The following is a 25486-nucleotide window of genomic DNA, read 5'->3' as shown; positions in this document are numbered from 1 at the left end:
GTGGGATACCTCCAATTCATTCATTGCAGAGACTGTCATGGGAAACGAATCGATTGCCGCCGGCCCAGTGCCGGGAGGGCGTGCGGCAAATCATCGGTGGAAAGTGCTGGGCGTCGGCTTCGCGGCGAACGCAAGTTTTTCGGCAGCTTTCTCGGGGATTCCGACTACGGCCGTGTTTTTGCGTTCGGGCTATCACCTCGGCAACGATGGACTGGGGTTGGTGCTGGGCATGCTCGGTTTGGGCATTGCGGTCAGCGAGTTGCCATGGGGACTCCTGACCGACCGGTGGGGCGACCGCCGCGTGCTGCTGATCGGACTTCTTTCGACTGCCGCCGCGCTGGCCGGGCTGGCATTGTTCGTGGTGCCGTCCGGCGCGCATGTGCCGAACATGGCCACGCTCGCGTTCGGCCTGTTGCTGGTTGGTCTGCTCGGCGGCAGCGTCAATGGTTCGAGTGGCCGCGCGGTGATGGCCTGGTTTCGCGAAGGTGAGCGCGGCCTCGCGATGAGCATTCGTCAGACCGCAGTGCCGGCCGGCGGTGGCCTGGGGGCGTTGATCTTGCCGGTGCTCGCCTCGAGATTCGGGTTTGCCAGCGTGTACACCGTGCTGGCCCTTGCGTGCGCGATTACCGCGGGGTTCGCCTGGTGCTGGCTGCACGAACCGTCGCATGCCGAAGGGAGCGGCGCGGGTACGGCTCGCCATACGGCGACTGCGGCTGGGGCTGCCATGCCGCCGAAGGTTTCGCCGTTACGCGATATGGGCATCTGGCGAGTGGCGCTCGGCGCCGGCGCATTGTGCGTGCCGCAGATTGCGGTCGTGACGTTCGGAACTGTGTTTCTTCACGACTTCGGCGCTGCCGGCGTGCTCGCGATCAGTGTGACGATGGCAGCGGTGCAAACGGGCGCTGCGATTGCGCGGGTCTGGAGCGGGGCGTGGACCGACCGGCGCGGCAATCGACGCGCGTACATGCGCGCCTGCAGCGTGCTGACGGCAGTGTTGTTCGCATTGCTCGCCTTGGTGACGGGCCTCGCCGGTATGCACCACGCGGCGCTGACGGCGGTATTCGCACTGGTGATCGTGCTGGGCGGTATCAGCGGGTCCGCGTGGCACGGCGTTGCCTTCACGGAACTCGCGACGCTTGCAGGAACGAGTCGCGCGGGTACCGCACTCGCGATGGGTAACACCTGCGTCTTTCTCACGCTGTTTCTGACGCCGCTCACGATTCCGCCGTTGTTGTCGGTGGGCTCGTGGCCGATGGTGTGGGCGGTAGCCAGTGTGTGCGCATTGATCGCACTACCGGTATTGCCGCGCGCGGCTCGCGCTAGCAAGCTGACAGCGGCACGCGCGTGCGATGCCGCATGACGGGGCAACTAAAGCGGGTGGCCTGACGCTACCGGCTTCATTCGTTGTTTTCCATGCGATGGGAGCGGCAGTACGCGCTCGCGTCGCTGCATTGCTTTTCAGCCGGGAATTAACCGCGAGATAAAACGCTCTCGCGTATTCGATTCGCATAATCATGGGTTCCCATTTTGATAGCGCCGCGATGAGCTATCAAATTCTGTGCGGGTTTAGGAACCCTCCGATTTCCGCATCGTTGTAGCGGTGTTTTTATGGCCGCCCCTGGCACGTTATTCCAAGTCAGGAGGCCGTCAAAGCAGGTGTAATCCGAGTGGTATTTCTCCTGCGCATTCGCCGAATAATCCTACAACATCAGAGAGAAATCATAGTGAACCTTCGAGTCATTCTGGCGGACGATCATCCTTTCGTTCTGCTTGGCGTTCGCGCCGCGCTGGAAATGCATGCCGGTGTCACCATTGTCGGCGAAGCGGCGACGCCGACTTCGTTGATCCAATTGTTGCAAAGCACACCATGCGACGTGCTCGTCACCGACCTGACGATGCCGGAGGCATCGGGTGCGGTTGAAGATGGCCTGGACCTTGTCAGGCGAATCCGGTGTGCCTGGCCATTGTTGCGCATCGTCGTGATGACAGCTCTGACGAACACGGCGATTCTGCGTGCCATCGTGTCGGATGGTGTGGTCAGTACGCTCAGCAAAATGGAAACCATGGACGAACTGTGGCAAGCGATCGAGGCGAGTGGAAAGGGAGAAATTTACGTTGGCCGTTCCATCATTGAAGCGCTCGCCCGGCCTCAGGACGAAGCGTGCGATCCGCCGCCGGTTTCACGTTTGTCCCGCAGACAGGTGGAAGTCGTCAGAATGTCCGTACGTGGTCAATCGATCTCGGAGATCGCGGTAACGCTCGGATGTCATCGCCGAACCGTTAGCCGTCAAAAGCGCGAAGCCATGGCGAAACTGGGCGTTACCAACGATCCCGGTCTCTTTGCTTATGTCCGTGCATATGGAGTTTGTGAAGGTTAAATCGTATACCTAATCATTATCGGCATGAGCGCATTGAGCTATTTCAGAGCGATCTTATGTCTATTCTCCAAAATATGTTTAATGATCGCGACAGGGCCAGTTGTTCCGGAGAGAGCGACGGGTAATTCAGGTACGGGGGAGAAAAAGACGATGAACGACAACGCCGACTTAAGCACACCAGTTCGAACCATCATCGCGGACGATCATCCATTGGTTCTGTTGGCGATCGAGAATTTGATGGCGGGCTATCCGAATATGCAAATCGTCGGTCGCGCTGCCGACGCCACAGAGCTTTTCAAGGAAGTCGATCGTATTCCATGTGACCTCGTTCTCATGGACCTCTACATGCCGGGAGGCTTCTAAGGCGACGGACTGGAAACCATCAGGCGATTCAAGACACGCTATCCCCACATCGCACTTGTCGTGCTCACCATGGAAACCGAAGCTGCCGCGCTGAAAAAGGTCATCGCGCTAGGTGTCGATGGGCTGATCAGCAAGCGTGACCGGATCGATCTGATTCATGTGGCAGTCGTCACGGCACTGGCACGTGAATGCTACATGGGGCCGGCGGTGCGATCACTGATTACCGAAGCAACGGTCGCGCAGCGGCTCGATTTTGTCCGGAACATGTTGTCACGCCGCGAATTGGAAGTGTTCACGCAATATGCTTCCGGGCTTGGTGTAACCGAGATCGCCGCGCGCCTTGGGCGCAGTGTCAAGACAATCAGTGCGCAGAAATGTACCGCGATGCGCAAGCTTGCCTTGCACAGCGACGCGGAACTGTTCCGCTTCGCCGTCGAGCACGGCGTGATCTCCGAAGATTGCGTGCAAAACCGGCGCTGAGCCGACAAGACGTCGCGCCGGTCCGGTGGCGTGGCGAATAGAAGAAGCACTTGGCACCCCTGGGGATGCACGTCGCGTGCGGGGAGTGCCAGTCAATAAGACAACAAAAAAATGCCACAAAAAATCCGCGTCATCGTGGCCGACGACCACGACTGCGTCCGCGTTGGCGTGATGCGCCTGCTGCAAGCGGCACCCCACATCGAGATAGTCGGTGAGGCGCCCGATACCCGAACGCTTGCCGAACTGCTAGACACTCATGCGTGCGACGTTGTCGTATCGGATATCGGCATGCCGGGCATTGACGGAGCCAGCAACGTCGTGTCTTTCCTGCGCCGCCTGTTCCGGGCTCGGCCGCATCCCTATGTCGTCGTCCTGACGATGATCTGTCATGCGCACATGCTTTCTGGATTGTTGCACCTCGGTGTGGCCGCAATCGTCGACAAGCGCGATACCGCCACGGCGTTGATCGAAGCGATCGAGGCTGCGGTTGCCGGCGGTGTTTACCTATCGGATCAGGCACGCGTCGCTATAGACACCTCCGACGCGCCGCCGCAGCCGCGCGCGGGCGTGCTGAGCGCGCGCGAATGGGAGGTCTTCCAGCTCTACGTGCGAGGTCTGGCAGTCCACGAAATCGCTGCGCGTCTGCAACGCAGCGGCAAGACCATCAGCACGCAAAAGCGAAGCGCGATGCGCAAACTCGGTCTCGAGACAGAAAACGACCTCATCGACTACGCGAGACAGATAGGGTTGGCCTGACAGGCGTGTGAGAGAACCAGATCTCGACAGCCGATGGTTCTTAGGACTTTAGGAGTCTTCTGATTGGTTGGGGGACGTTCCCGTTTCATAGTTCTGAATTAGCTGAGGCTCGACTTCCAACACCCGCATGAAGAAAGCAGTCATTTCGCCATGCTGTGCACTGCCGAGCCTGGGAAATTCAGGCAGATGTCTCGCGGCTGGAGCGCGGCGCCGTCTGCCATTTGCACAAGTACTGGGAGGCGGAATGGTAGCGCTGGGCAAGCGGTTATTAGTCGAGGGGGTCGGGACGGCGTGGGTGGTGTTCATCGGCTGCGGCAGCATTGTATTGAACACTGGCGCGGCTCAGCAGGGCTACGGCGTGCTCGAGGTATCACTCGCGTTCGGTCTTGCGCTCGTCACGGCGAGCTACGCATTCGGCGCTATCTCCGGCGCGCACTTCAATCCGGCTGTGACAATCGGGTTTACGGTCGCGCAAGGTTTCCCGGTTCGGGATCTGCTGCCCTACATTGCCGCCCAGATCCTCGGGGCCATCGCAGCCGCGGCGCTGCTCGCTTACGTGGCGAGCGGCCGCCCGAGCTTCGAGCTGGGCGCGAGCGAATTTGCGGCGAACGGTTTTGGCGACCATTCTCCGGCCGACTATCAACTTCACTCTGCGCTGGTCGTCGAACTTGCGCTGTCGTTCGCTTTCGTCATGGCGAGTCTCATGATGACCCGCCAGCGGAGGTTGCGGCCGCTCGCGCCGCTGGTCGCGGGCGCGTGTCTGACGATCGCGTACATGGTGTCGATTCCGGTGACCAACGGCTCGATCAATCCCGCTCGCTCCACCGGTCAGGCATTGTTCGTCGGCGACTGGGCGCTCGATCAGCTCTGGTTGTTCTGGGCGGCGCCGTTGCTGGGTGGCGTCGTCGCCGGTGCGCTGTTTTCATTTCTGTGCGGCAAGTCCGGTCCGCATGCCACGGCGGTCGCTCACGGGCAGGGCGAGGTCGCGTGAGCGCCGCCCGGTGTCATGTCATGATGCTCTCTAGCAAACTCCGGCGCGGTGGCGTGCGCAGTGTCATGATGAGGCAGGTGCTGCGACGCGTATCGCAGTGCCTGCTTGCAGTCTTCCTGTTTGCCGTCACGCAGATGCAGGCGGCAGTCGCCCAGCCGTTCACCGGTCAATCGCATCTGTCGGTCGGCGGCGCCTTTCCTGCCACGTTGACCGTTGGCGTTCTGGCTAACGGTTGGATGCCTTTTGACGGGCTTCAGGACGGTCAACTAACCGGCTTGAGCGGAGACTATCTGCGTGCACTGGTTGGGCCGAACGTCGTGATCGAGTCGAAGGCGTATCCGGACATGCCGCAATTGCTGGCCGCGGCGTGCGCCGGCCATGTCGATCTGGTCATGAGCCTCGCGCGTACGATAGAGCGGGAGCGCTGCTTGAGCTTCACCTCGCCGTATTTTCGTGCGTCGTCGTCGGTGGCGGTCCGCCGGGACGGCGATGTCTACGCCAGCGCCGCTCAGCTTGTCGGCGCGCGCCTCGCGGTGGAGAAAGGGTTTGCGCTGGAGCGCTCGTTGCGCGAGCGCTTTCCTCGCACTCAGCTCGAAACCTTCGCAAGTACGCATGCGGCGCTCGATGCGGTTGCGCGCGGCGATGCCGACGCCTATGTCGGTTTTACGCCTGCCGTTCAATACGCGCTCGCCACCGAGGAATTCCGTGGACTGCGAGTCGCTTTCGAGGAAAGCGGCAGGATCGCTGACTTGCGTTTTGCCGTACCGCGCAACAGGGTGGCGTTGCGCGACCAGCTCGATCGCGCGCTCGCCTCGATGAATCCGGCCGACGACACGGCGATCCGCGTGCGTTGGCTATCCGGCAGCTTCGACGCACAAGCTGCGTCCGCTGCACGACGCCTCGTGCTGACTCCGGAAGAGCAGGCCTGGCTTCGTTCGCTACCGCCGTTGCAGGTGGGTTTCGATACCGGCTGGCCGCCTTTCAGTTATGTCGACGATTCCGGCCATCCCGCGGGCATTGCCGCCGAATATCTGAACTATTTGAGTCGTGCGCTGGGCGTCGTATTCGACCGGGCCCACACCGCAGACTGGCCCGCGACCCTTGAAGCTTTCCAGCGCGGCGATCTGGCGATTCTGGCCACCTCCTCCAGTAACGACCCACGTCTGAAGAACGCGTTGCACAGCCGTGCATACGAAAGCTATCCGCTTGTGATCGTCGGACGCGAAAACGAACCTGCCGCGCGCGCGCTCAATGATTTCGCCTCGCGCCGCATTGTGGTCTCGTCGCATATCGCCGGCTCGATTCCGTTTGCGATCGACAAGATTCCGACTGCCAACATCACTGTCGCGCCCAGTCTGGACGACGCGCTCAAGATGGTCGAGAACGGCCAGGCAGACGTACTGGTTGGCAACGTAGCCGCCGTCGATATCCTGCTGAAGCAACGTTACGCCGGTGTGCTCAAGATCCTCGGTACGGTCGGCGAATCCGACTCGCTCGGCTTCGCGGTGCGCCCTGATCTGGCGCCGCTCGCCGGTTTGATCGACCGTGCGTTGCTGGCTATGCCGCCCGCCGAGAAGCAGCGCATCCGCCAGAAGTGGGTGACCGGCAGTGCGGGAGATCCGGGCACATGGAGCGTGACCGCACTGCGCCTTCTGCCATTGCTGATCGGTATCGGTCTCGTATTGCTGGTCACGCTGCGCGCCTATGTGCTGTTGCAGCGCGAGGTGAGGCTGCGCAAACAGACCGAACGCGAGCTGGCGTCACAGCTGAATTTCCAGGAAACCATGATGGAGATGGTCCCCTATCCGCTCGTCGCCAAGGATCTGGATGGACGCTACATCGCGATCAACCGGGCGTATGAAGAAGCGTGTGGGTTGCTCCGCGAATCGGTGATCGGACGCACGGCCATGGACATTCAGACATGGGGCGAAACCAACAGCCGCGTTCTGGACGAACTCACACGCAAGATGCTGATAGACGGCGAACCCGCTCAGGCGGAACTCCAGTTTGAACGTGGCACGGGCGACCCGCGGCACGGGCGACCCGCGGCACGGCTTGTTCTGGACACGGATCTGTCATGGCAGTGACGGCAAGCCGAGCTGTGTGCTGGGAACGATGGTCGACATTACCAATATCCGGCGTGCTGAAATGCTCGCACGCGAAACCGAGCGGCGCCTTTTCGACGTAACACGCTCACTGCCAGCCGTCGTATTTCAATTGCGCCGCACTGCGGACGGTGCGTATTCGTTTCCGTATATCGGCGGCGACACGCGGCATCTGCTGGGTGGCGACGGCGCTTCGTCGATGAGTCGCGAAGAGATCGATTTCAGACGCGTGTGGGAAGAGGACCGACCTTTCGTGCTGGCCGAACTGGAGCAATCAGCGCGTTGCGAAACACCGGTGAACATGGAGTTTCGCTTCGACGTCGAGCGTGAACTGAAGTGGGCGCGCGCGGAGTTGGTGCCGCGCCGCGAGGAGGATGGCAGCGTAGTGTGGAGCGGCTATTGGGTGGACGCGAGTGTAGAGCACGCGCGGTCCGAAGAACTCGCGCGAGCGCGCGACGTAGCCGAAGCCGCCTCGCGTGCGAAAGATGAATTTGTCGCGATGATGAGTCACGAAATCCGTACGCCGATGAACGGCGTGCTCGGCCTCGTCGAAGTGCTGGAACGCACGCCGCTCAATGCAGATCAAGGGGAAATGCTGAGCATGATCCACGAATCGGCGGGTGCATTGCTGCAGATTCTGGACGACCTCCTCGATTACTCGAAGATCGAAGCGGGGCGGCTGACGATCGAAGCCGAACCAATCGACATGCGCGAACTGGTCGACAATGCCGTCGGTTTGCTCGCGGGCCGCGCGCACGAAAAAGGGCTGAAGGTACGCGTGGATATCGCGCCGGATGTTGCGGCTACGCTGCGTGGTGACAGCGTGCGATTGCGGCAGATTCTGTTTAATCTGCTTGGTAACGCCATCAAATTCACGCCGGAGGGCGAGGTCGACGTGCAAGTTGCAGTCGTCGATCAGACCGGCGACGCTCAGACTCTCGAGATGACCGTCAAAGACACCGGCATCGGCATAGCGCCGGACGTGCAGGCGCGGCTGTTCGAGCCGTTCGTGCAGGCGGAGTCGTCTACCACCCGCCGCTTCGGCGGTACGGGTCTGGGGCTGACGATCTGCCGTAAGTTGATCGACCTGATGAACGGCTCCCTCGAATTGCAAAGCGAACCTGGGGTCGGTACGCGCATGACGGTATGTCTCACCATGCCTGTGGAATCCCAGCAGTATTCGATGAGCGGCTTGCGCGGCAAGCGCGGCGTCGTGGCCACCGGGGACGCGCGGATCGCGCAGGCGCTGATGCATTTCGGTCAGGCCCTCGGGCTCGAGTTGCGCCGCATGTCGCCAGACGCAACCGAACTCGACGATCCCGCTGCCCTGGCAGGCATGGATATGGTTTTCGTGAGCGAGGACGTGGTGCTGCCCGCTAGCGTCGGGTCCGGTTCGCGGATCCTCTGCCTGACCGAGAAACCGAAGCCGACCGGCTATCGCATCCTCGACAACAACGTGCGCGTCAGTGTCAATCCGATCTCGTGGCGCGGTCTCGGCGCCGCCTGCGCCGCGGCGATGACGGGGCTGCCTTCGGTGGCGCCGCGTTCCGCCGGCATGCCGCGCATGACTGAAGGCGCCAACGTGCCGCCGGACCGCGAACGGGCCATTGCCAGCGGACGGCTGATCCTGGTTGCGGAAGACCATCCGGTGAATCAGGAGTTGATCCGTCATCAACTGGCCTTGCTCGGTTTTGCCTGCGACGTGACGAACGACGGCGTCGAGGCACTGGCCGCGCTAGAACAAACCAGCTACGGATGTCTGATCACAGACTGCCACATGCCCAACCTCTCCGGCTACGAACTGGCGCGGCGCATCCGGGAGCAGGAGCAAGGTGGCACGCACCATCTGCCGATCCTGGGAATTACCGCGAACACCGCGCCGGAGGATCTGAAGCTATGTCGTGACGCAGGTATGGATGACTGCCTCGTCAAGCCGACCCGGCTCGCCACGTTGCGTGACTACCTGAGCCGTTGGTTCGGCACTGACAGTGCATGGCAAGCCGCACCGGCAGAAGCGGTCAGCGCGCCGCTGGCTTCCGGGCTCGATGCACGCGGCGTTCCCGAGCCATTCGTCCCGGTCGACTTGAGTCACATGACGCAGTTGTGGGGGAGCGAATCGACCGTTAAAGCATTGCTCGATTCGTTCGTCTCGTCGGTGCGCGAAGACGTGCAGGCATTGTCGCCGCTACTCGAGCGTGTCGAGGTCGAGCGTTTGCGCGAGTGGCATCATCGTGTGGCAGGGGCGGCGAGCGTGTTGCAGTACCCGCCGCTGCTCAACGCGTTGGAAGACTATCGTCGGGACATCACCCTCAAGACGCCGGAGCGCTTGCGCAGTGACGGATTGTCGCTGGCGCGCAAGTGCAATGCGATGCTGGACGGAATCGAGGAGCAGGCTGCATTGCTCGCGTGACGCTGCTTTGCACAGTGGCGAGGCGCGACCGTAGCGCCTCGCCAGGCTGATCGCATCGGCGCGCTCGATTGGTATCCAGGCGGCGACCATGCGGCGCATTAGCAGGACGAAATAGGCGGCGCCGTGCTGCACATTAGCGGGACGAAAAAAAACGCGGCCGAAGCCGCGTTAAAGATTTGGAGACATCCCTCGATGAAGGAGTCACTTCTCGCAGGCGGAAGCATAACCGCGTCTGCGCAAAAGATTTATCACGAAATGCGCAATTAACTGTTTGGAAATATCGATGAAAGCGTCGATCCGGCTCTGTTTCGGAAGTAGTCGACGGTGAATTCGACAAACGATCGTGTCTTGGCGGACACGTGCCGGCGCCCGGGATACACCAACGAGACTTCCTTGTCCGCGCCTTTGATTCGATAGCCCGGCAGCACCTGCACGAGCGCACCGCTCAACAGGTCCGCCGAAACCTGATTCTCCGGCAGGATGGTAATGCCCATGTCGGCGAGCGCCGCCTGGCGCAACATCACGGCGTTGTTGACCGCGTAGGCGGCCTCCATATTGACGGTGACTTCTGTTTCGCTGGCGTCGACGAAACACCACTCCGCGCTATGAACATTGGCTGATGGCGCCAGAAATGGGTGTGCAGCAAGCTGGACCGGGGCGCACGGCGTACCCCGAGCAGCGAGGTAGGCGGGAGAGGCAACCGCCACCGAGCGGACCTTGAATAGGGCTCGCTTGATCAACGTGCCGCCGCTCACCTGTCCAGGCACCACGATGCCGACGTCAAACCCCTCTTCAATCAGATCCACCGGCCGATGCAGCAGGGTGACCGAGAGTTTGACGCGGGGGCACTGCAAACGATAACGCTGCAGCAGCGGCGTGAGCCCAAATAATGAGAATGACGCGACAGCCACGAGTTTCAGCGTGCCGGACGGATCGTTCGCACTTTGAGAGACGCTGGACTCTATCGCTTCCAGTTGATCGAGCAGTTGCCGGCAGCCCTCGGCATAGGCGAGTCCGGCTTCGGTCAGCGACAGGCTGCGCGTGGTGCGGTTGACGAGCCGCGTATCGAGGTGCGTTTCGAGTAGGGCGACATAGCGTGTCACCACCGCATTGGAGAGATCCAGACTCGCCGCTGCCCGCCCGAAAGAACCGTTATCGGCGACTTTCAGAAAGACGCGCATGGCTTGCAACTGATTCATTGTGGTGATGGGGCTTGAGCGGAAGCGCCTGAGTGCGCGGAGTTGCCGGGTTCGGTTGAACGTCGGGTGGTCGCGCGCAGGTTGCGAAAAGGGGCTCACGACGCGAAGCGCTAACGCGCCTCACGCAAGAAACGAGCGATGGTATTCGCAGCAAGAGCTAACCGCCACAAGAACCAGCCGAAAAGGCATTGAGAGGCTTCCTAATGCGTGATGTGGTGAGCTTGCAACGCTTTAATTAGATAAGTATCGCTAAATATAAAAGGAGATAAATAGATGGCCTTGCGGCTCAAGGCTTGCCGATCTTGTCACGGCGATTTTTCGAATAATTCAAAAAATATTTTGTGCGATTGCGCGTGGTGCCCCCAAAAGTTGGACACCTAAACTCCGGCCTGCATATCGAGCCGGTTTGCTGAACGCTTGGGATGCAGTTCGTCCTCAGCGTGCCATCGCGCTGTGCAAATAAATCGAGTCGAAGACTCAGTAATCACACGTTATTGGAACAACATGAAAAAGATCCTGATTCTCGCGGCGGTCTCCGCAACGTTCGCTGGCGCCGCCAATGCGCAAAGCAGCGTGACACTCTATGGCGTCGTCGATGCCGGCTTCACCTACGTGAACAATGAAGTAACGGCTAGCGATGCGTCGAAGCACGGCGCTTCGTATGGCCTGACGAGCGGCAATCTGTCTGGCAGCCGTTGGGGCATGCGCGGTCGTGAAGATCTCGGCGGCGGTTACGCGGCAGTCTTCACGTTGGAAAACGGCTTCAGTCTGGCCAACGGCACGACCGCACAAAGTGGCCGCAGCTTCGGCCGCCAGGCGTTTGCGGGTATCTCGAGCGACTACGGCACGGTGACGCTGGGTCGTCAGTATGACGCCGTGGTCGACTATCTGGGCCCGCTGACGGCGACCGGCACGTGGGGTGGCACGTACTTCGCCCATCGCGGCGATAACGACAACGCCAATGCGTCGATGCGCATCAACAACTCGGTGAAGTTCCAGAGCGCGAACTATGACGGCTTCTCGTTCAGCGGCTTGTACGCCTTCTCGAACCAGGCAGGCGCATTCGCCAACGATCGCGCTTACAGCGCAGGCATGGGCTATTCGAACGGTGGCCTGAAGTTGGCGGCCGGTTACCTCCAGGCGCAAGGTCTCGGCGGCAACGCGAATGGCGCGATCCAGGACGGCGCACCGAACCTCGGTGTGGCGGGTGAACGTCAGCGGCAGCGTACGTGGGGCGCGGGCGGCAGCTACGCGTTCGGTCCGGCAACGGTCGGTCTGGTGTACACGCAAAGCCGCTTTAACTTTGCATACGACGACGCCTCCGTGCGTTACAGCAACTACGAAGTCAACGCGCATTACAACCTGACGCCGGCGTTCTCGCTCGGCGCGGCGTACACGTACACGCAGGCGGTGCAGAACACGCCGGGCGTGCAGAACGGTTCGAGCCACTGGAACCAGTTCGGTCTGCAGGCGGACTACGCGCTGTCGCGCCGCACCGATCTGTATGCCGAAGGCGTGGCGCATATCGGCGCGAACGGCAACACGGTCGGCGCGCAAGTGTTCGGCACCGACGCACCGTCGTCGAACAAGAACCAGGTGGTCGTGACGACGGGTATCCGTCACCGCTTCTAAAGCGGCTTCTGAAGCATCAATGGTGGAAGGAAAAGCACCGCTCGCGGTGCTTTTTTTATTGGCGTGCGCGCGGCGAAGGCGACCTTGTCGCATCGCCCCTTGCGCAAACAGGCTCGACGGATTTGCACTAGTATGTGGTTGCTTCGCGCGTGTCCGAAATGTCGGGGCGGCGATGCATCAAAGTCCGGAGAAGACCATGATTTCGCTTCGAAAACTGAATTTTGCGGTGGTGGTGTGGGCGTTGGCGTCGGGCGTCGCCTTCGCGGACACGGTGGCGTTGAAGGCCGATCTCGAGCCGTCGAGCGAAGTGCCGCCGCGCGTGAGTCACGGGCACGGCATGGTGAACGCCACGTTCGATACGTCGACCAAGTCCCTGCAATGGACCGTCACCTATGAAGGGCTGAGCGGCCCGGCAACCGCCGCGCATTTCCACGGTCCCGCGCCGGTCGGGCAGAACGCCAAGATCCAGGTGCCGATTGGGAAGGACGTGCTCGCGAGCCCGATCAAAGGATCGGCGGCGCTCACCGAACAGCAGGTGACGGATCTCATGGCGGGGCAGTGGTACTTCAACGTGCATACCGCACAGAATCCAATGGGCGAGATTCGCGGGCAGGTCTTGCCGGCTAACTAGGCACAAAGAAAGCCTTACCCGGTGGCGCGCGCTTTTTCAGGATTAGAAGCCGTCGTTCACCGGCGCTGCGGCGAACGCACGTACCATGACGGGACACTATCGAAGGAGCGTGTCCCGATGAGCTGGCAAAGTGCACTCGCATGCTGGTATCTGCGTAGGCAGTTTCGACCGGAAACCTTGAAACCAGGCGTCAACGTGGAGAAAGCGCGTGCGCTGACGGCCAAACGCGCCTGGTCGCCGCGCGTGCCGGCCGGTTGGCGTCTGCGCGAAGCGTACGGGCTACACGATTGGCCGCTGCACGGTGAGTGGATCGAGCGCGCTGACGGCGTATCGGTTGCCGCGAACGGTCCGACCGTACTGTATTGCCACGGCGGCGGCTACTACTTCTGTTCGCCGCGTACGCATCGCTCGCTCGTATATGGTCTGGCGACGCGCGCCAACACCTCGATTTTTTCACTCGACTATCGTCTCGCCCCCGAGCATCGCTTTCCGGCCGCGCTCGACGATGCGAGCGCCGCCTACCGCCAACTGGTCGCAGACGGTACGCCGCCCGAGTCGATCGTCATATCGGGCGATTCAGCGGGCGGCGGCCTTGCGCTCGCCACGCTGGTCGCGCTGCGCGACGCCGGCGATCCTTTGCCGGCAGGCTGTCTGCTGTTCTCGCCGTGGACCGACCTGGCCGCAGCCGGCGCCACCATCCGCAGCAACGACGGTCTCGATCCCATGTTCAGCGGCCCGGCCATCGCGCGCGCGGCAAAGGTTTATCTGGGCGACACGTCCGCCACGCATCCGTTCGCTTCGCCGGTCTATGCAGACCTGAGCGGTTTACCGCCGCTCTTCATCATGGCGGGCAGCACCGAGGTATTGCTCGATGACTCGCAACGCGTCGCCGACAAGGCGCGCGCGGCAGGCGTCGACTGCGAACTCGAAGTGTGGAAGAAGATGCCGCACGTCTGGCCGCTGTTCTCTCCGTTCATTCCCGAGGCGAACCGCGCGCTCGACCGCGCCGCGACTTTCGTGCGGCGTGTAACGAGCGGCACGACGAGGGCCGCTCAGCCGTCCAGCGTCACATCAATTGCCTGATAGGCGGCTTCGACCGTTTCCTGGCCGTATTGCCGTTCCAGCCGACGCACGGTGAAGTGGCCGTGCGCAACCTGCTGGAAGTGGTCGATGAACACCGTATTGACCATCGCGCCGAGCACCGCGCCGATCGCCGGAATCGACTTGGCGGCGATCTGCTCGCTAACCTGCACCGAAAAGCGCGCGGCAATCGTGTTGAGCAGGCGCAGCAATGCTGCGGATCCATGCGCGGTGAAGCCTTTGGTCGCGATTTCGGATGAAGCTTTCGATACCGCCTGCGCCAGTGCGCCGCGCATGATGAAGTAGCCGAAGTCGGCGTCGTCGTCGGTTTTCGAGGTGCCGCCCATGCCGAGCACCGTCAGGCACTGCAACTGCGTGTCGATCGAGGTCAGATCCTCGCCCTCGCTGCGCGCGACGTCGCAGATCGAGCGGAACATCAGCGTGGTCGTGACCGGTAACTCGACGGGTAGCGCGAACAGGCCGAATGCGCCGCCGGCCGCCCCGGTGGTAGCCACGGCGAACTTGTGCAACAGGTTGCTCGGCTTGTCGGGCACGATCAGCGGCGAGGCGCCGGCCTGCCGCCCAAGTGTGCGCAGCGCAATCGAGAGACACTTGCGCAAGGCTAGCTCCGTTGCATCCGTGACCTTTTCATTAGCAAAAGCCGGCATGCGCGAGAGCAGCTTCTCAAGTGGCGAACCGACAATGCTGGCCAGTTTCATCGCCAGCGCGGGGCTCTCCAGTTCGTGTTTCGCACGTCGCAGCGCGCGCAGGTCTTCATCCGATAACGATCGCGTTGCGAGCGAACTGGGCTCCATATGCCTCCCTGGCGTCATGTGTGTTGTGTTCTTTCTTCAGTCGATTACCGACGCGATGAATCCGCATCGGCGGGCTCCAGCTTAGAGCCTTGTCTCATGGTATGATTCCCCGATCGATTGACCAGTCAACTGTTGCACTATCAAAAATGGCTGTCCACACCGCGGCCCACCATTCGAGTGGGCAAGTTTTACCTTTCCGTGAATCGCTGCTGGCAATGCTCGGCATTTCGTTCGTCACGATGCTGGTCGCCCTCGACCAGACCGTGGTCGGCACTGCGTTGCCCACGATCGTTGCGGAACTGAAGGGTTTCGAGCTTTACGCGTGGGTCGCCACGTCGTATCTGCTGACCTCGGTCATCACCGTGCCGATCTTTGGCCGGCTCGGCGATTACTACGGGCGCAAGCCGTTCGTGATCGCCTCGATCGTCGTGTTCACGGGGGCTTCGGTGCTGTGCGGTGCCGCCAACAACATGCTGTTCCTCGTTCTCGCGCGCGGCTTGCAGGGCATTGGCGGCGGCATGCTGGTGGGCACCGCCTTCGCGTGCATTCCTGATCTCTTTCCCGACTCGGTCGTGCGGCTGCGCTGGCAGGTGCTGATGAGTTCGGCGTTCGGTATCGCCAATGCGGTGGGACCGTCGCTCGGCGGTTTTCTCACGCAGTACTACGGCTGGCGCTCGGTGTTCTATGTGAATCTGCCGGTCGGCTTGTTGTCGCTGTTTTTCGTCTGGCGCTTTCTGCCGCATCTGCGGCATGTCGAGCACGAAGGCAAGATGCGGCTCGACTGGCCGGGCGCGCTGCTGATCGCGGTGGCGCTCGGCTCGCTGCAACTGTTCGTCGAGTTGCTGCCGAAGCACGGCGTCACGTTGAGCGCCTTCGCGCTGCTTGCACTGAGCATTGCCTCGGCATACGGCGTGTGGCAGTGGGAAAAGCGTTGCCCCACGGCGATCCTGCCGGTCGACATGTTCCGCAACCGCAGTCTGGCAGCGCTCTTCACGCTCGCCGTGCTGGGCGGCTTCACGATGTTCTCACTGTTGTTCTACGCACCGTTGCTGTTCCAGGGCGGTTTCGGGATGTCGCCGAAAGAAGCGGGGCTCGTCATTACACCGCTGGTCGTGTTCATCACGATCGGCAGTATCGCCAACGGCCGCATCGTCTCGCGTGTGCGTAACCCCAATCTGATGCTGTACATCGGTTTCGTGCTGCTTGCGCTGGCGTGCCTCGGCGTGGTCGTCGCGACGCGCTCCATGCCGCAATGGCTGTTGATGTCGTTCATGATGCTCGGCGGTCTCGGTCTCGGCTTCGTGATGCCGAATCTGACGATCTTCGCGCAGCAGACAGCCGGCCGCGAACATCTCGGTATCGCCACCGCGCTGATGCAGTCGCTGCGGATGATCGGCGGGATGGTCGGCACGGCACTGACCGGCACGCTGGTCAGCCATATGTACGCGAGCGGCGTGCGCAGCATGCTGGAGAACGACCACGCGTCGCAGTGGTTCCCCGATCTCGGCGACCCGCAAATCCTGATCAATCGCGACGCGCAAGACACCTTGCTCGGCCAACTGACGCATGCGGGCCATAACGGCGCGATGCTACTCGAGGGTGCGCGCGAGACACTCGTCGCGGCGATTCATCTGGGTCTCGCGCTCGCGGCGATCATCGCCGTGGTGTCCGTGTGGCAAAGCCGCCGTGTGCCGCCGATCAAGCTTCAGCGCAAGATCGAGCCGGTGATTCACGCGGATTGATTTTTAGCCTTACCGTTTCACTGATAGATCATGGAAGAACAGGACCGCGTCGCCGTGATGCAACAATTCGGCCGCACTTATCGGACGTTCATGTCGGCGTTCGAAGCCCAGGTTGGCCAGCCATTGCCGCGCTGGCGCATTCTGCTCGCGCTGCACGAGCAAGCCGGCGAGTCGTCGCAGAAGCGCCTGGTCGAACGCTTGCGCGTCGATCCGGGTGCGCTCACGCGGCAGCTGAAAACGCTGGAGGGGTTAGGCTGGATTGCGCGCAGCATGGATACGCGCGATAACCGCGTGACCAATGTGCGTTTGACCGAAGCGGGGAGGTCGGCGACCGAAGCCAGCCTGCCGCGCCGCAACGCATTTCTGCACGACACGATGGCCGCGCTGCCGGACGACGCGCTGAGCGCGCTGTCGGGCGCGCTGAAGATGCTGGAGGCGCGAATCGGTGAAGTGGCGGCCACGGCTAACGCTTCGCCCGCTGCCGCTGCTGCGCAACCGCCTGCCGCCGGCGGCGGTGACCCGGCGCTTTAGCAAGCGCCCGACTCGGCTGCCAATGATTCGGCGCTCTAGCGCGTGACGGAGGAAGGCGCGGCCGATCAAACGCCGCGGCCGCCGCAAACCGCACGACCCGGCACCACGACTCACGCCAATCTCATAGACGTCATGAGAAGCGCGCCACCTTGCGAAGAAGCGCGCCGGGGTGCGTCACGGTTTGCACCAAGTTCAGAAGAACGTTTCGATCACTTCCGTAACGCGATACGACGGATCGACCACCAGCACCTGACGCCACTTGTCGAACGTCAGGCACGGGTGCGAGATGTCGAACGCGATCATGTCGCCCACCTTCAGATCGGCACCGGCGGGAATCCGCAGATACGCGTGCTGGTCCATCAAACCGAAAATCTCCCAGCCTTCGCTCGCCGCGATATCGCGCGGCGCTTCGGTGCCCGGACGATAATGGCGCGACGGTTCAGGCATGCCCGCGTCGAAAGCGGAATCGCGTTTGCCGAGGCCGATGATCGCGCGATCCGGTTCCGGGATCGACTGCACATACGCCCATAGTTGCAGTGCCGGCAACAGGCCTTCGCCCATTTTCTTCGCGACCGGATTGCGGGCGAAAATGTCCGTCTGCGCTTTGCGGTAGATGCCGACGTCATGCGTCAGATAGCAGCCTGGCCGCAGCACCACTTCCACCTTGCCGCTCTCCGAGGCCTTCGCGAATTCTTCGGCGACGACGTCGTACCAGGCGGAGCCAGCGCCTGACAAGACGGCCGGCGTGCGGGCAAAACGTCCTTCCTCGACAAGCGCGCGCGTTACCGCGACGGCGCTCTGCAAGAACTCGCGCACTTCGTGCTCTTCCTTGAGCACGCCCTCATACAACTCGACGCCCGCCAGCTTCAACACATTCGGGTAGCGCGCGATCGCCTCGAGCACCGCGTTGCGCTGCGCTTCGTCACGTACACCCGTGCGGCCGCCCGGCACGCCGAGTTCGAGCAGCACTTGCAGTTGCTTGTTCACCGACTTGAAAAACTCGCCCAACTGCTCGACGCCTTCGACCGAATCGACGAGGCAGAAGAACTCGAAATCGGGGTCGCTTAGCAACTCGGCGACCATCATCATGTTGCGGCGGCCAACCAGCTGATTGGCCATCAGGACTCGCGATACGCCGCCGTGATAGGCCGCGCGCACCTGATGCGCGGTGGCGAGCGTGATCCCCCACGCGCCGGTTTCCAGCTGGCGGCGGAACAACTGCGGCGCCATGGTGGTTTTGCCGTGCGGCGCGAGCTTGACGCCGTATTCCGCGACGAATGCCTGCATCCATTTCAGGTTGTGTTCCACACGATCCGCGTACAGCACGGCGGCGGGCAGGCTCACGTCTTCGTTCAGCAGATTCCACTCGAGACGCGGGGCATCCGTGAGCTGGATACTGGCGCCGGGAACCATGCCCAAGCCCTTGCTATAAGGATCAATCGCTGCGCCCTGATAGTTTGTAACTTTCATGTTTCCCTGCTCCATCGTCCAGTTAAATTGAATCAAAGTTGACTTTCGTATGTTACCGAAAGTACGATGCTTGAAGAAATGTTATTTAGTACCACAGTTTGCCGGAGGCTGTTTGTAAGCGTCCGCGCGGCCTCCCACAGTCTGCAATGAACTCAACCGCCGAACCGCTGACCTTCGACATCGTCGCGCGCATCGCCGAGTGTGCGCCGGAACTGCGTTCTGCCGAACGCAAGGTCGCGGCGCTGATTCTCGACGATCTGACCGGCGCGTCGCGCGCCAGCATCGGCGCGCTTGCGCAGCAGGCGGAGGTGAGCGTTGCGACCGTGACGCGCTTTGCCAAGGCGGTGGGTTGCCGTGATGTGCGGGAATTGAAGTTGCGGCTCGCGCAGGCGGCCGCCGTCGGCCAGCGCTTCCTGCAAGCGGGCGCAGCTACCGACGCGCCCGAGCCGATTGCGACTCGCGTGTTCGACGAAGTGCAGACCGCGCTTGCCCATAACCACCAGTTGCTACGCCAGGCGCCTTTCGATGAAGCGGCGACCGCGTTACGCGCCGCGCGGATGATCTACGTATTCGGCATGGGCGGCGGTTCGACCGCATTGGCCGACGAGATGCGCTTCAGGCTCGTGCGTCTCGGCCGGCCAGTCGCGACCTATCAGGACGGCTTGCTGCAGCGCATGGTGGCGAGCACCGTGTCGCGCGAGTGCGTGGTGCTGGCGCTATCCACTACCGGGCGCGTGCCCGAGATGGTCGAGAACTGCAAGATCGCGCGCAGCTACGGCGCGACCGTGATCGCGCTGACCGCACCGGCGTCGCCGCTTGCCAAACTGGCCGATTGGGTGATCCCGATCGTCGCCTTTGAAACCGATTTCATTTACAAGCCGTCGTCGTCGCGCTACGCGATGATGATGGCGCTCGATGTGCTCGTCACCGAACTCGCCGTCAGTCAGGGTGACGAGAGCCGCGAATTGCTGCGCCGCATGAAGCACGCGCTCGACGCGCACCGTGGCGGCGGCGATCGACAACCGTTAGGAGACTGATTCATGCATTCGCATCCCGAAGCCGCCGACACGCTGATTGTCGGCGCGCAACTGTACGACGGCACGGGCGCGCCGCCGGTCGAACGCGACGTGGCGATCCGTGACGGCCGCATTGCCGCGATCGGCAATCTGTCGAACTGGCTCGCCGAAGAGGTAATCGAGGCCAATGGCCGCGCGCTGGCGCCGGGCTTCATCGACGTTCATACGCACGACGACACGCACGTGATCCGTTCGCCGCAAATGCTGCCGAAGATTACTCAGGGCGTGACGACGGTGATCGTCGGCAATTGCGGGATCAGCGCGTCGCCGGTTTTGTTGAAGGGCGATCCGCCTGATCCGATGAACCTTCTTGGCGAGCGCGACGCGTTTCAATACCCGACTTTCGCTGCGTACGTTGAAGCGGTGAACGCCGCGCGCCCAGCGGTGAATGTCGGCGCGCTGATTGGGCACACGGCGTTGCGCAGCAATCAGATGGACCGGCTCGATCGCGCGGCGAGCGCGGAAGAAATCGACGGGATGCGCGCGCAGCTCGAAGAAGCGTTGTCGAACGGTGCGCTGGGCCTGAGCTCTGGACTCGCATATGGCTCCGCTTTCTCCGCGCCGACCGAGGAAGTGATGGCGTTGGCCGAGCCGCTCGCCGCTGCCGGCGCGTTGTACACCACGCACATGCGCACCGAATTCGACGCGATTCTCGATGCGATGGACGAGGCTTACCGCGTGGGCCGTCACGCGCATGTGCCGGTGGTGATTTCGCATTTGAAGTGCGCGGGGCCATCTAACTGGGGGCGCAGCGAGGAGGTGCTGAACTCGCTCGAAGGCGCGCGTCGTCTGCAGCCGATCGGTTGCGACTGCTATCCGTATAACCGCAGTTCGTCGACGCTCGACGTGAAGCAGGTGACCGGCGACATCGACATTACGATCACCTGGTCAGAGCCGCATCCCGAGATGGCGGGCAAGCTGATCAAGGAGATTGCCGCCGAGTGGGGCGTCACGCAGCAGGAGGCGGGCAAGCGCTTGCAGCCGGCTGGCGCGGTGTATCACAACATGTCCGAGGATGACGTGCGCCGCATCCTTTCGCATCCCGCGACGATGGTCGGCTCAGATGGTCTGCCGAACGATCCATTGCCGCATCCGCGCTTGTGGGGCGCGTTTCCGCGCGTGCTTGGGCATTACGCGCGCGATGCGAAGTTGCTGCCGCTCGAAGAGGCGGTGCGCAAGATGACCAGCTTGTCGGCGCGCCGCTTTGGTCTGGCGCAGCGGGGCGAGGTGCATATTGGTTATCACGCGGATCTGGTGTTGTTCGATCCGGCCAGGGTGCGCGACGCGGCGACGTTTGAAAAGCCGCAGCAGGCGGCGGATGGCATCGACGCGGTGTGGGTGAATGGCGTGCTGACTTACCGCGATGGAGCTGTGACTGGCGAGCGGGCAGGGCATTTTGTGGCGCGCGGCGCGGCGTCGAAGGGTGATGCACACGGCGCGTTTTGATTGTTTGTTTTCTGATTGATGTGGCACGCGGTTGTGGCGTGGCTTGCGCCGCCTGCCGGACTTTTTAAGGAGCTGAATGATGAAGCGATATGGCGTTGAAGGTGGCAAGGGGACGGGTGGGCAACATATGCCCTTTGCTCGGGCAGTCGAAGCGGATGGCTGGCTGTTCGTGTCCGGGCAGACGCCGATGGAAAACGGTGAGGTGATCAACGGTGGCATCGTTGAGCAATCGCACAAGGCGATTCAGAACGTGTTCGCTATTTTGAAGGAAGCCGGGTATGGGGCGGAGCATGTTGTCCGCTGCGGCGTGTGGCTTGATGATCCGCGGGATTTCGCTTCTTTCAATAAGGTGTTTCGGGAGTATTTTGGGGAGAATCCGCCTGCGCGGGCTTGTGTGGTTTCTTCGATGGTGATTGATTGTCGGGTGGAGGTTGATTGCGTTGCCTATAAGAAGCCTTCGGCTTAGGGCGGTTCTTTTGCCGTTGGCGGTGGATAGGATTTTGGCCTTTTGCGGGGTTTATGTCTGTGCTTTTATGGTGTTGGCCTTTCCTTGAATTGTTATTGGTCTATTAGTGTCGCCCCTGTACGGGGCGGGCACCTACTTTTCTTTGCCTGCCGCAAAGAAAAGTAGGCAAAAGAAAGCGGCTCACACCGCTAGCTCATAAGCGGGTCCCCCGCACAGTTGCGGTAGTGGTGCATCTGGAATCTGTGTTCTCGCACATTCAGCGCGAGTGACAAAGCAGTCATACTTCCCGCCTCGCACTACGTGCTCGCCGGAAGGGTCTATCAAAAACCCCCGGCTTCGTTTGGGCACGGTGGGGGCCGTCGGCTTCGCCTCGGCGATGCGCACAAGCTACTGCGCCGAAGAAGCAAATGAGAAGAAGAATGAGTGTGCAAGCGCAGAGACGCAGAGATGCAGAGATGCAGAGATGCAGAGATGCAGAGGCGTAAAAAAGGATACAGGTCGCTTTAGTACGCCGAATGAAGTGTGAGTGCGAAAACGTAGCGGGCGGTTTTAAGAAATGCGCTACGGCGCGCGCAGCGCCGCCGGAAGTATGACGGCTGTGTCACTGATGCCGAATGTGCGAGAACACAGATTCCAGATGCACCACTACCGCGACTGTGCGGGGGACCCGCTTATGAGCTAGCGGTGTGAGCCGCTTTCTTTTGCCTACTTTTCTTTGCGGCAGGCAAAGAAAAGTAGGTGTGTAGTGGTTCAATGATCCTGGACACCTCTAAAGGGGATAATTCTCCAACTGAGGTGAGAAATGAGCAGACGGAACATTCCCGACGAATTGAAGGCAGAAGCGGTCCAGCTGGTGGTCAGCAGGGGCTATTCCTATGCGCAGGCGTGTGAGGCGCTGGGCGTGGGCGACACGGCGTTGCGCCGCTGGGTGACGCTGTGGCGCGCTGAGCAGGTCAGAGCGCCGCGTACACAACTGGAGATAGAGGCCGATGCGCGCCGCATCCGCGAACTCGAAGCCCGGGTCGCCGATCTGGAACGGGAGCGCGACATACTAAAAAAGTCCACGGCCTTCTTCGTCAAGGAAATGGATCGCTTCCCGAAGTGATCCAGTCACTGAAGAAGGTCTGGCCTGTGAGGGCGATGTGCCGGGTGATGAATGTTGCGCCTAGCAGCTATTACGCGTTTGCCGGGCGCACGTCGAAGAGTGCGGCGCCTTGCCAGCAGATAGCGGCCGCACGGGAAATTCATCGCGAAACCCGCGGCAGTTATGGGAGCCGCAGGATGTCGCAGGAGTTGCGAAAACGTGGTCACGCGGTAGGTCGTTATCGTGCCGGCACGCTGATGCGGCAGGCACAACTGGTGGTCACCAGAAAGCGCACACATCGCTATCCGAAGAGCAATGAGCAGGCGCAGGTGGTGCCTAATCTGCTGGACCGTAACTTCGAGCCGCCGGCCATCAATCAGGTATGGGCAGGCGACATTACGTATGTGAGGACGCTTCAGGGTTGGTCTTATCTTGCCATCGTGATGGACCTGTATTCGCGCCGTATCGTCGGCTGGTCGTTGGGGCTGATGCCTGATACAGCGCTGGTGATCAGGGCGTTGCAGCAGGCCCTGGAGCGGCGCAGTCCGTCGCCAGGCCTGATGTTCCACTCGGATCAGGGATGCCAGTACACCAGCGCGCACTTCACGAACGAACTGAAGGCAAACGGCATCGTCCAGAGTATGAGTAGAAAGGGGAACTGCTGGGATAACGCGCCGGTGGAGCGTTTCTTTAGAAGCCTGAAAGGCGAATGGATCGACGACAAAGGGTACCGTGATCACGCGCATGCCGAACGCGACATTGAGGCTTACATCGACGACTTTTATAACCACCGTCGCATCCATTCTGCAGCAGGCGGACAACCGCCGGCACGATGTGAAGCGTCACTTTTTTAGAAATGCCCCTTTCCGGGTGTCCAATTTTACTTGACCACTACAGTGCCCGCCCCGCACAGGGGCGACGCTAATAGCCCAATAACAATTCAAGGAAAGGCCAACGCCATAAAAGCACAGACAAACAAGGCCCGAGCAGGCAACCAGATCAAGGAAAGGCCAACGCCGTAGGCAACCAGCCGAACAGGCAACTAGCCCAAGAAAAGGCCAACAACCAAAAAATCGCCGCAGGCAACCCCCCCTACTCAACCCCTTATTGCCGCGCCAACCGCATATTATCCGGCATCGGCAAATTATAATTCGTCCGGAACGGATTAATATCAAGCCCCCCGCGCCGCGTGTAGCGCGCATAAACCGCAAGCTTAACCGGCCGGCAGGCCTTAAGCACATCAAGAAATATCTTCTCAACACACTGTTCATGAAACCCAGTGTGATTCCGATAGGAAATGATATACCTCAGCAAACCCGCATGATCGATCTGCGGCCCAACGTAATGAATCTGCACGGTACCCCAGTCAGGCTGCCCGGTCACCGGACAATTCGACTTCAGCAAGTTGGAAAACAAAGTCTCCTCAACCGGCGCTTCATCGAGCGCGGCCTTCAGCAATGAAGCGTCAGGCTGATAAACATCCGTATCCAGATCCAACCGATCCAGCGACAAGCCTTCAAACTCTTCCATCTGCAACTTGCCGAACTCATACGGCGCAGTCAGATGGACAGAAACAGTCGCGCCGCAAGAAGCGGAAACATCCCGCTTGATCGTGTCACGCACCATTTCCATCGATTCAAAAGCCGTCTGCGCAAATGACCCCAGATATAGCTTGAACGACTTCGACTCGACAATGTTCGGCGAATCAGCCGGTACAAAAAAAGTCGCCACTGCAATCTGCGGTTTGCCACGTGCATTCAGCCAGGAAAGCTCGTAAGCATTCCAGATGTCCGTGCCGAAGAACGGCAACTGCGCGCCAATTCCAATCGCCTCGCGTGCATGCTTCCTGGCAATCGGAAAGAGCAGCGCAGCGTCGTATTGTTCAGTGTAAGTAGAAGCCTTACCCAGCGGTGATTGTTCGGGTGTCATGATGCGTTCACGATGCCACTCAGCACGTGCCCCGTCGCCGTCACGACGCGGGCCGATTCGCAATGGCGAATTTGGTCGTCGAAGAAAAAGTCCGGCTCGAACTCGCGCAAAAATGCGCTCTTGTCGAGGCCGCCGAGGAACATCGCTTCGTCGATTTCAATGTTCCACGCCATCAATGTGCGGATCGCGCGCTCATGCGCCGGGGCCGAGCGCGCCGTCACCAATGCCGTACGAATATGCATCGGTGCGGCTTCGTCCGCGAGTTTCTGCAACCGGTGCAGCGCTTCGAGCAGCGGCTTCAAAGGGCCATCCGCGAGCGGTAAATCCTTGTTGTGAATCTCATGGCCAACAAACGCTCGCAGGCCATCCTTCTGAAACACGCGCTCGGCTTCGTCGGAAAACAGCACGGCGTCGCCGTCGAAAGCAATCCGGATCTCGTCCGGATACTTGCTTGCCATTTTGGCCGATTCGGGCAAGACCCGTGCGGCCGGAAAGCCAGCAGCCAAAGCGTCGCGCACGTCGTCCTGATTCGCGGACAAAAACAGCGAGGCGTTCAACGGCTTCAGATAGCCGAAGGGCGCGCGTCCACGGGTGAACACCCCGCGCTCGATCGCCAGTCCATATTCCCTGCACGAATGAAATGCGCGTAGTCCGCTGATCGGATCGCTGCGCGACAGAATCACCACTTCGACGCGATGGCCGCCGGCATTCAATGCCAGCAGTTTGCGGATCAGCGGAAACGCCACGCCCGGTTTGGCGGGCACGGCCAGCCGCTCGCGCTGCAGCGCTTCATACGCCTGCAGGTTGCCCGCCTCGTACACGCAGTTCTCTTCCTCGAAGTCGAACAGCGCGCGCGACGAGATTGCCACCACCAGTTTGTCGACGAGCGAAAGAGCCATCTG

At 61.2% G+C, this 25486-nt stretch carries 18 protein-coding genes and 2 pseudogenes; 15 read left to right on the top strand and 5 right to left on the bottom strand.

The genetic code is table 11. The annotated features are described in order from the left end of the window. Positions 1-37 precede the first annotated feature (37 nt). The 6 genes and pseudogenes from P0D84_RS17975 to P0D84_RS17950 all read left to right on the top strand — a co-directional run bounded on the left by P0D84_RS17975 (position 38) and on the right by P0D84_RS17950 (position 9483). Positions 38-1360 (top strand): MFS transporter, encoded by a 1323-nt coding sequence (locus P0D84_RS17975; RefSeq protein WP_408338523.1) that lies wholly within the window; start codon positions 38-40, stop codon positions 1358-1360. Between the two features lie 364 nt (positions 1361-1724). Next, positions 1725-2378 carry a response regulator gene (locus P0D84_RS17970; RefSeq protein ID WP_408339882.1) on the top strand — a complete coding sequence of 218 codons (654 nt, stop codon included), beginning with the start codon at positions 1725-1727 and terminating at the stop codon, positions 2376-2378. A 150-nt stretch (positions 2379-2528) separates the two neighbouring features. Beyond that, positions 2529-3221: pseudogene (locus P0D84_RS17965) on the top strand (response regulator). 111 nt (positions 3222-3332) lie between these two features. Continuing rightward, positions 3333-3977: a response regulator gene (locus P0D84_RS17960; RefSeq protein WP_408338521.1), complete on the top strand. Its 645-nt coding sequence runs from the start codon at positions 3333-3335 to the stop codon at positions 3975-3977. A 244-nt stretch (positions 3978-4221) separates the two neighbouring features. Beyond that, complete coding sequence (gene aqpZ, locus P0D84_RS17955; protein WP_408338519.1) at positions 4222-4968, top strand: aquaporin Z; 747 nt, start codon at positions 4222-4224, stop codon at positions 4966-4968. Between the two features lie 68 nt (positions 4969-5036). Next, positions 5037-9483, top strand: a pseudogene (locus P0D84_RS17950) (ATP-binding protein). A gap of 263 nt (positions 9484-9746) precedes the next feature. Here the strand turns inward: P0D84_RS17950 and P0D84_RS17945 are convergent. After that, positions 9747-10682: a LysR family transcriptional regulator gene (locus P0D84_RS17945; protein WP_408338517.1), complete on the bottom strand. Its 936-nt coding sequence runs from the start codon at positions 10680-10682 to the stop codon at positions 9747-9749. Between the two features lie 504 nt (positions 10683-11186). Here P0D84_RS17945 and P0D84_RS17940 point away from each other — a divergent pair. The 3 genes from P0D84_RS17940 (at position 11187) to P0D84_RS17930 (ending at position 14028) form a co-directional block, all read left to right on the top strand. Continuing rightward, positions 11187-12314 (top strand): porin, encoded by a 1128-nt coding sequence (locus P0D84_RS17940; protein ID WP_408338515.1) that lies wholly within the window; start codon positions 11187-11189, stop codon positions 12312-12314. Positions 12315-12510: 196 nt separating this feature from the next. Then, positions 12511-12945, top strand: a complete 435-nt coding sequence (locus tag P0D84_RS17935; protein WP_408338513.1) for a CHRD domain-containing protein — start codon at positions 12511-12513, stop codon at positions 12943-12945. A gap of 117 nt (positions 12946-13062) precedes the next feature. Further along, the gene (locus P0D84_RS17930; RefSeq protein WP_408338511.1) at positions 13063-14028 is read left to right on the top strand and encodes an alpha/beta hydrolase; all 966 of its coding nucleotides are present in this window, start codon (positions 13063-13065) and stop codon (positions 14026-14028) included. Here the strand turns inward: P0D84_RS17930 and P0D84_RS17925 are convergent. Next, positions 13998-14840, bottom strand: coding sequence for an EcsC family protein (locus P0D84_RS17925; protein ID WP_408338509.1), 843 nt, complete (start codon positions 14838-14840; stop codon positions 13998-14000). The genes P0D84_RS17930 and P0D84_RS17925 overlap by 31 nt on opposite strands. 146 nt (positions 14841-14986) lie before the next feature. Here P0D84_RS17925 and P0D84_RS17920 point away from each other — a divergent pair, with 146 nt between their 5' ends. Beyond that, complete coding sequence (locus P0D84_RS17920; RefSeq protein WP_408338507.1) at positions 14987-16582, top strand: MDR family MFS transporter; 1596 nt, start codon at positions 14987-14989, stop codon at positions 16580-16582. Positions 16583-16612: 30 nt separating this feature from the next. After that, positions 16613-17113, top strand: a complete 501-nt coding sequence (locus P0D84_RS17915) for a MarR family winged helix-turn-helix transcriptional regulator (RefSeq protein ID WP_408338505.1) — start codon at positions 16613-16615, stop codon at positions 17111-17113. A gap of 192 nt (positions 17114-17305) precedes the next feature. On the opposite strand, the gene P0D84_RS17910 is transcribed toward P0D84_RS17915, so the two are convergent. After that, positions 17306-18583 carry an amino acid deaminase gene (locus P0D84_RS17910; protein WP_408338503.1) on the bottom strand — a complete coding sequence of 426 codons (1278 nt, stop codon included), beginning with the start codon at positions 18581-18583 and terminating at the stop codon, positions 17306-17308. A gap of 146 nt (positions 18584-18729) precedes the next feature. Here P0D84_RS17910 and P0D84_RS17905 point away from each other — a divergent pair, with 146 nt between their 5' ends. From P0D84_RS17905 to P0D84_RS17890, 4 genes are all read left to right on the top strand, one after another. Continuing rightward, positions 18730-19620, top strand: coding sequence for a MurR/RpiR family transcriptional regulator (locus P0D84_RS17905; RefSeq protein ID WP_408338501.1), 891 nt, complete (start codon positions 18730-18732; stop codon positions 19618-19620). Positions 19621-19623: 3 nt separating this feature from the next. Beyond that, entirely contained in the window at positions 19624-21105 is a 1482-nt protein-coding gene (locus P0D84_RS17900; RefSeq protein WP_408338499.1) for an N-acyl-D-amino-acid deacylase family protein, read from the top strand. Positions 21106-21184: 79 nt separating this feature from the next. Further along, the gene (locus tag P0D84_RS17895; RefSeq protein ID WP_028200605.1) at positions 21185-21571 is read left to right on the top strand and encodes a RidA family protein; all 387 of its coding nucleotides are present in this window, start codon (positions 21185-21187) and stop codon (positions 21569-21571) included. An 802-nt stretch (positions 21572-22373) separates the two neighbouring features. Next, a protein-coding gene (locus tag P0D84_RS17890) for an IS3 family transposase (protein ID WP_408333544.1) occupies positions 22374-23509 on the top strand; the annotation gives its coding sequence in 2 pieces (ribosomal slippage) (positions 22374-22632 and positions 22632-23509; 1137 coding nt in all). 250 nt (positions 23510-23759) lie between these two features. Here the strand turns inward: P0D84_RS17890 and queF are convergent. Both queF and P0D84_RS17880 read right to left on the bottom strand, forming a co-directional pair. Next, positions 23760-24584: an NADPH-dependent 7-cyano-7-deazaguanine reductase QueF gene (gene queF / locus P0D84_RS17885; RefSeq protein WP_408338497.1), complete on the bottom strand. Its 825-nt coding sequence runs from the start codon at positions 24582-24584 to the stop codon at positions 23760-23762. Further along, the gene (locus P0D84_RS17880) at positions 24581-25483 is read right to left on the bottom strand and encodes a 5'-nucleotidase (protein WP_408338495.1); all 903 of its coding nucleotides are present in this window, start codon (positions 25481-25483) and stop codon (positions 24581-24583) included. Before P0D84_RS17880 ends, queF begins: the two co-directional genes overlap by 4 nt. Between the last annotated feature and the right edge of the window lie 3 nt (positions 25484-25486).

The organism is Paraburkholderia sp. RL17-337-BIB-A, from assembly GCF_046025895.1.
Taxonomy (GTDB): Bacteria; Pseudomonadota; Gammaproteobacteria; order Burkholderiales; family Burkholderiaceae; genus Paraburkholderia; species Paraburkholderia fungorum_C.
The sequence above is the reverse complement of the archived record's forward strand: the minus strand, read 5'-3'. Positions and strand labels throughout refer to the sequence as shown.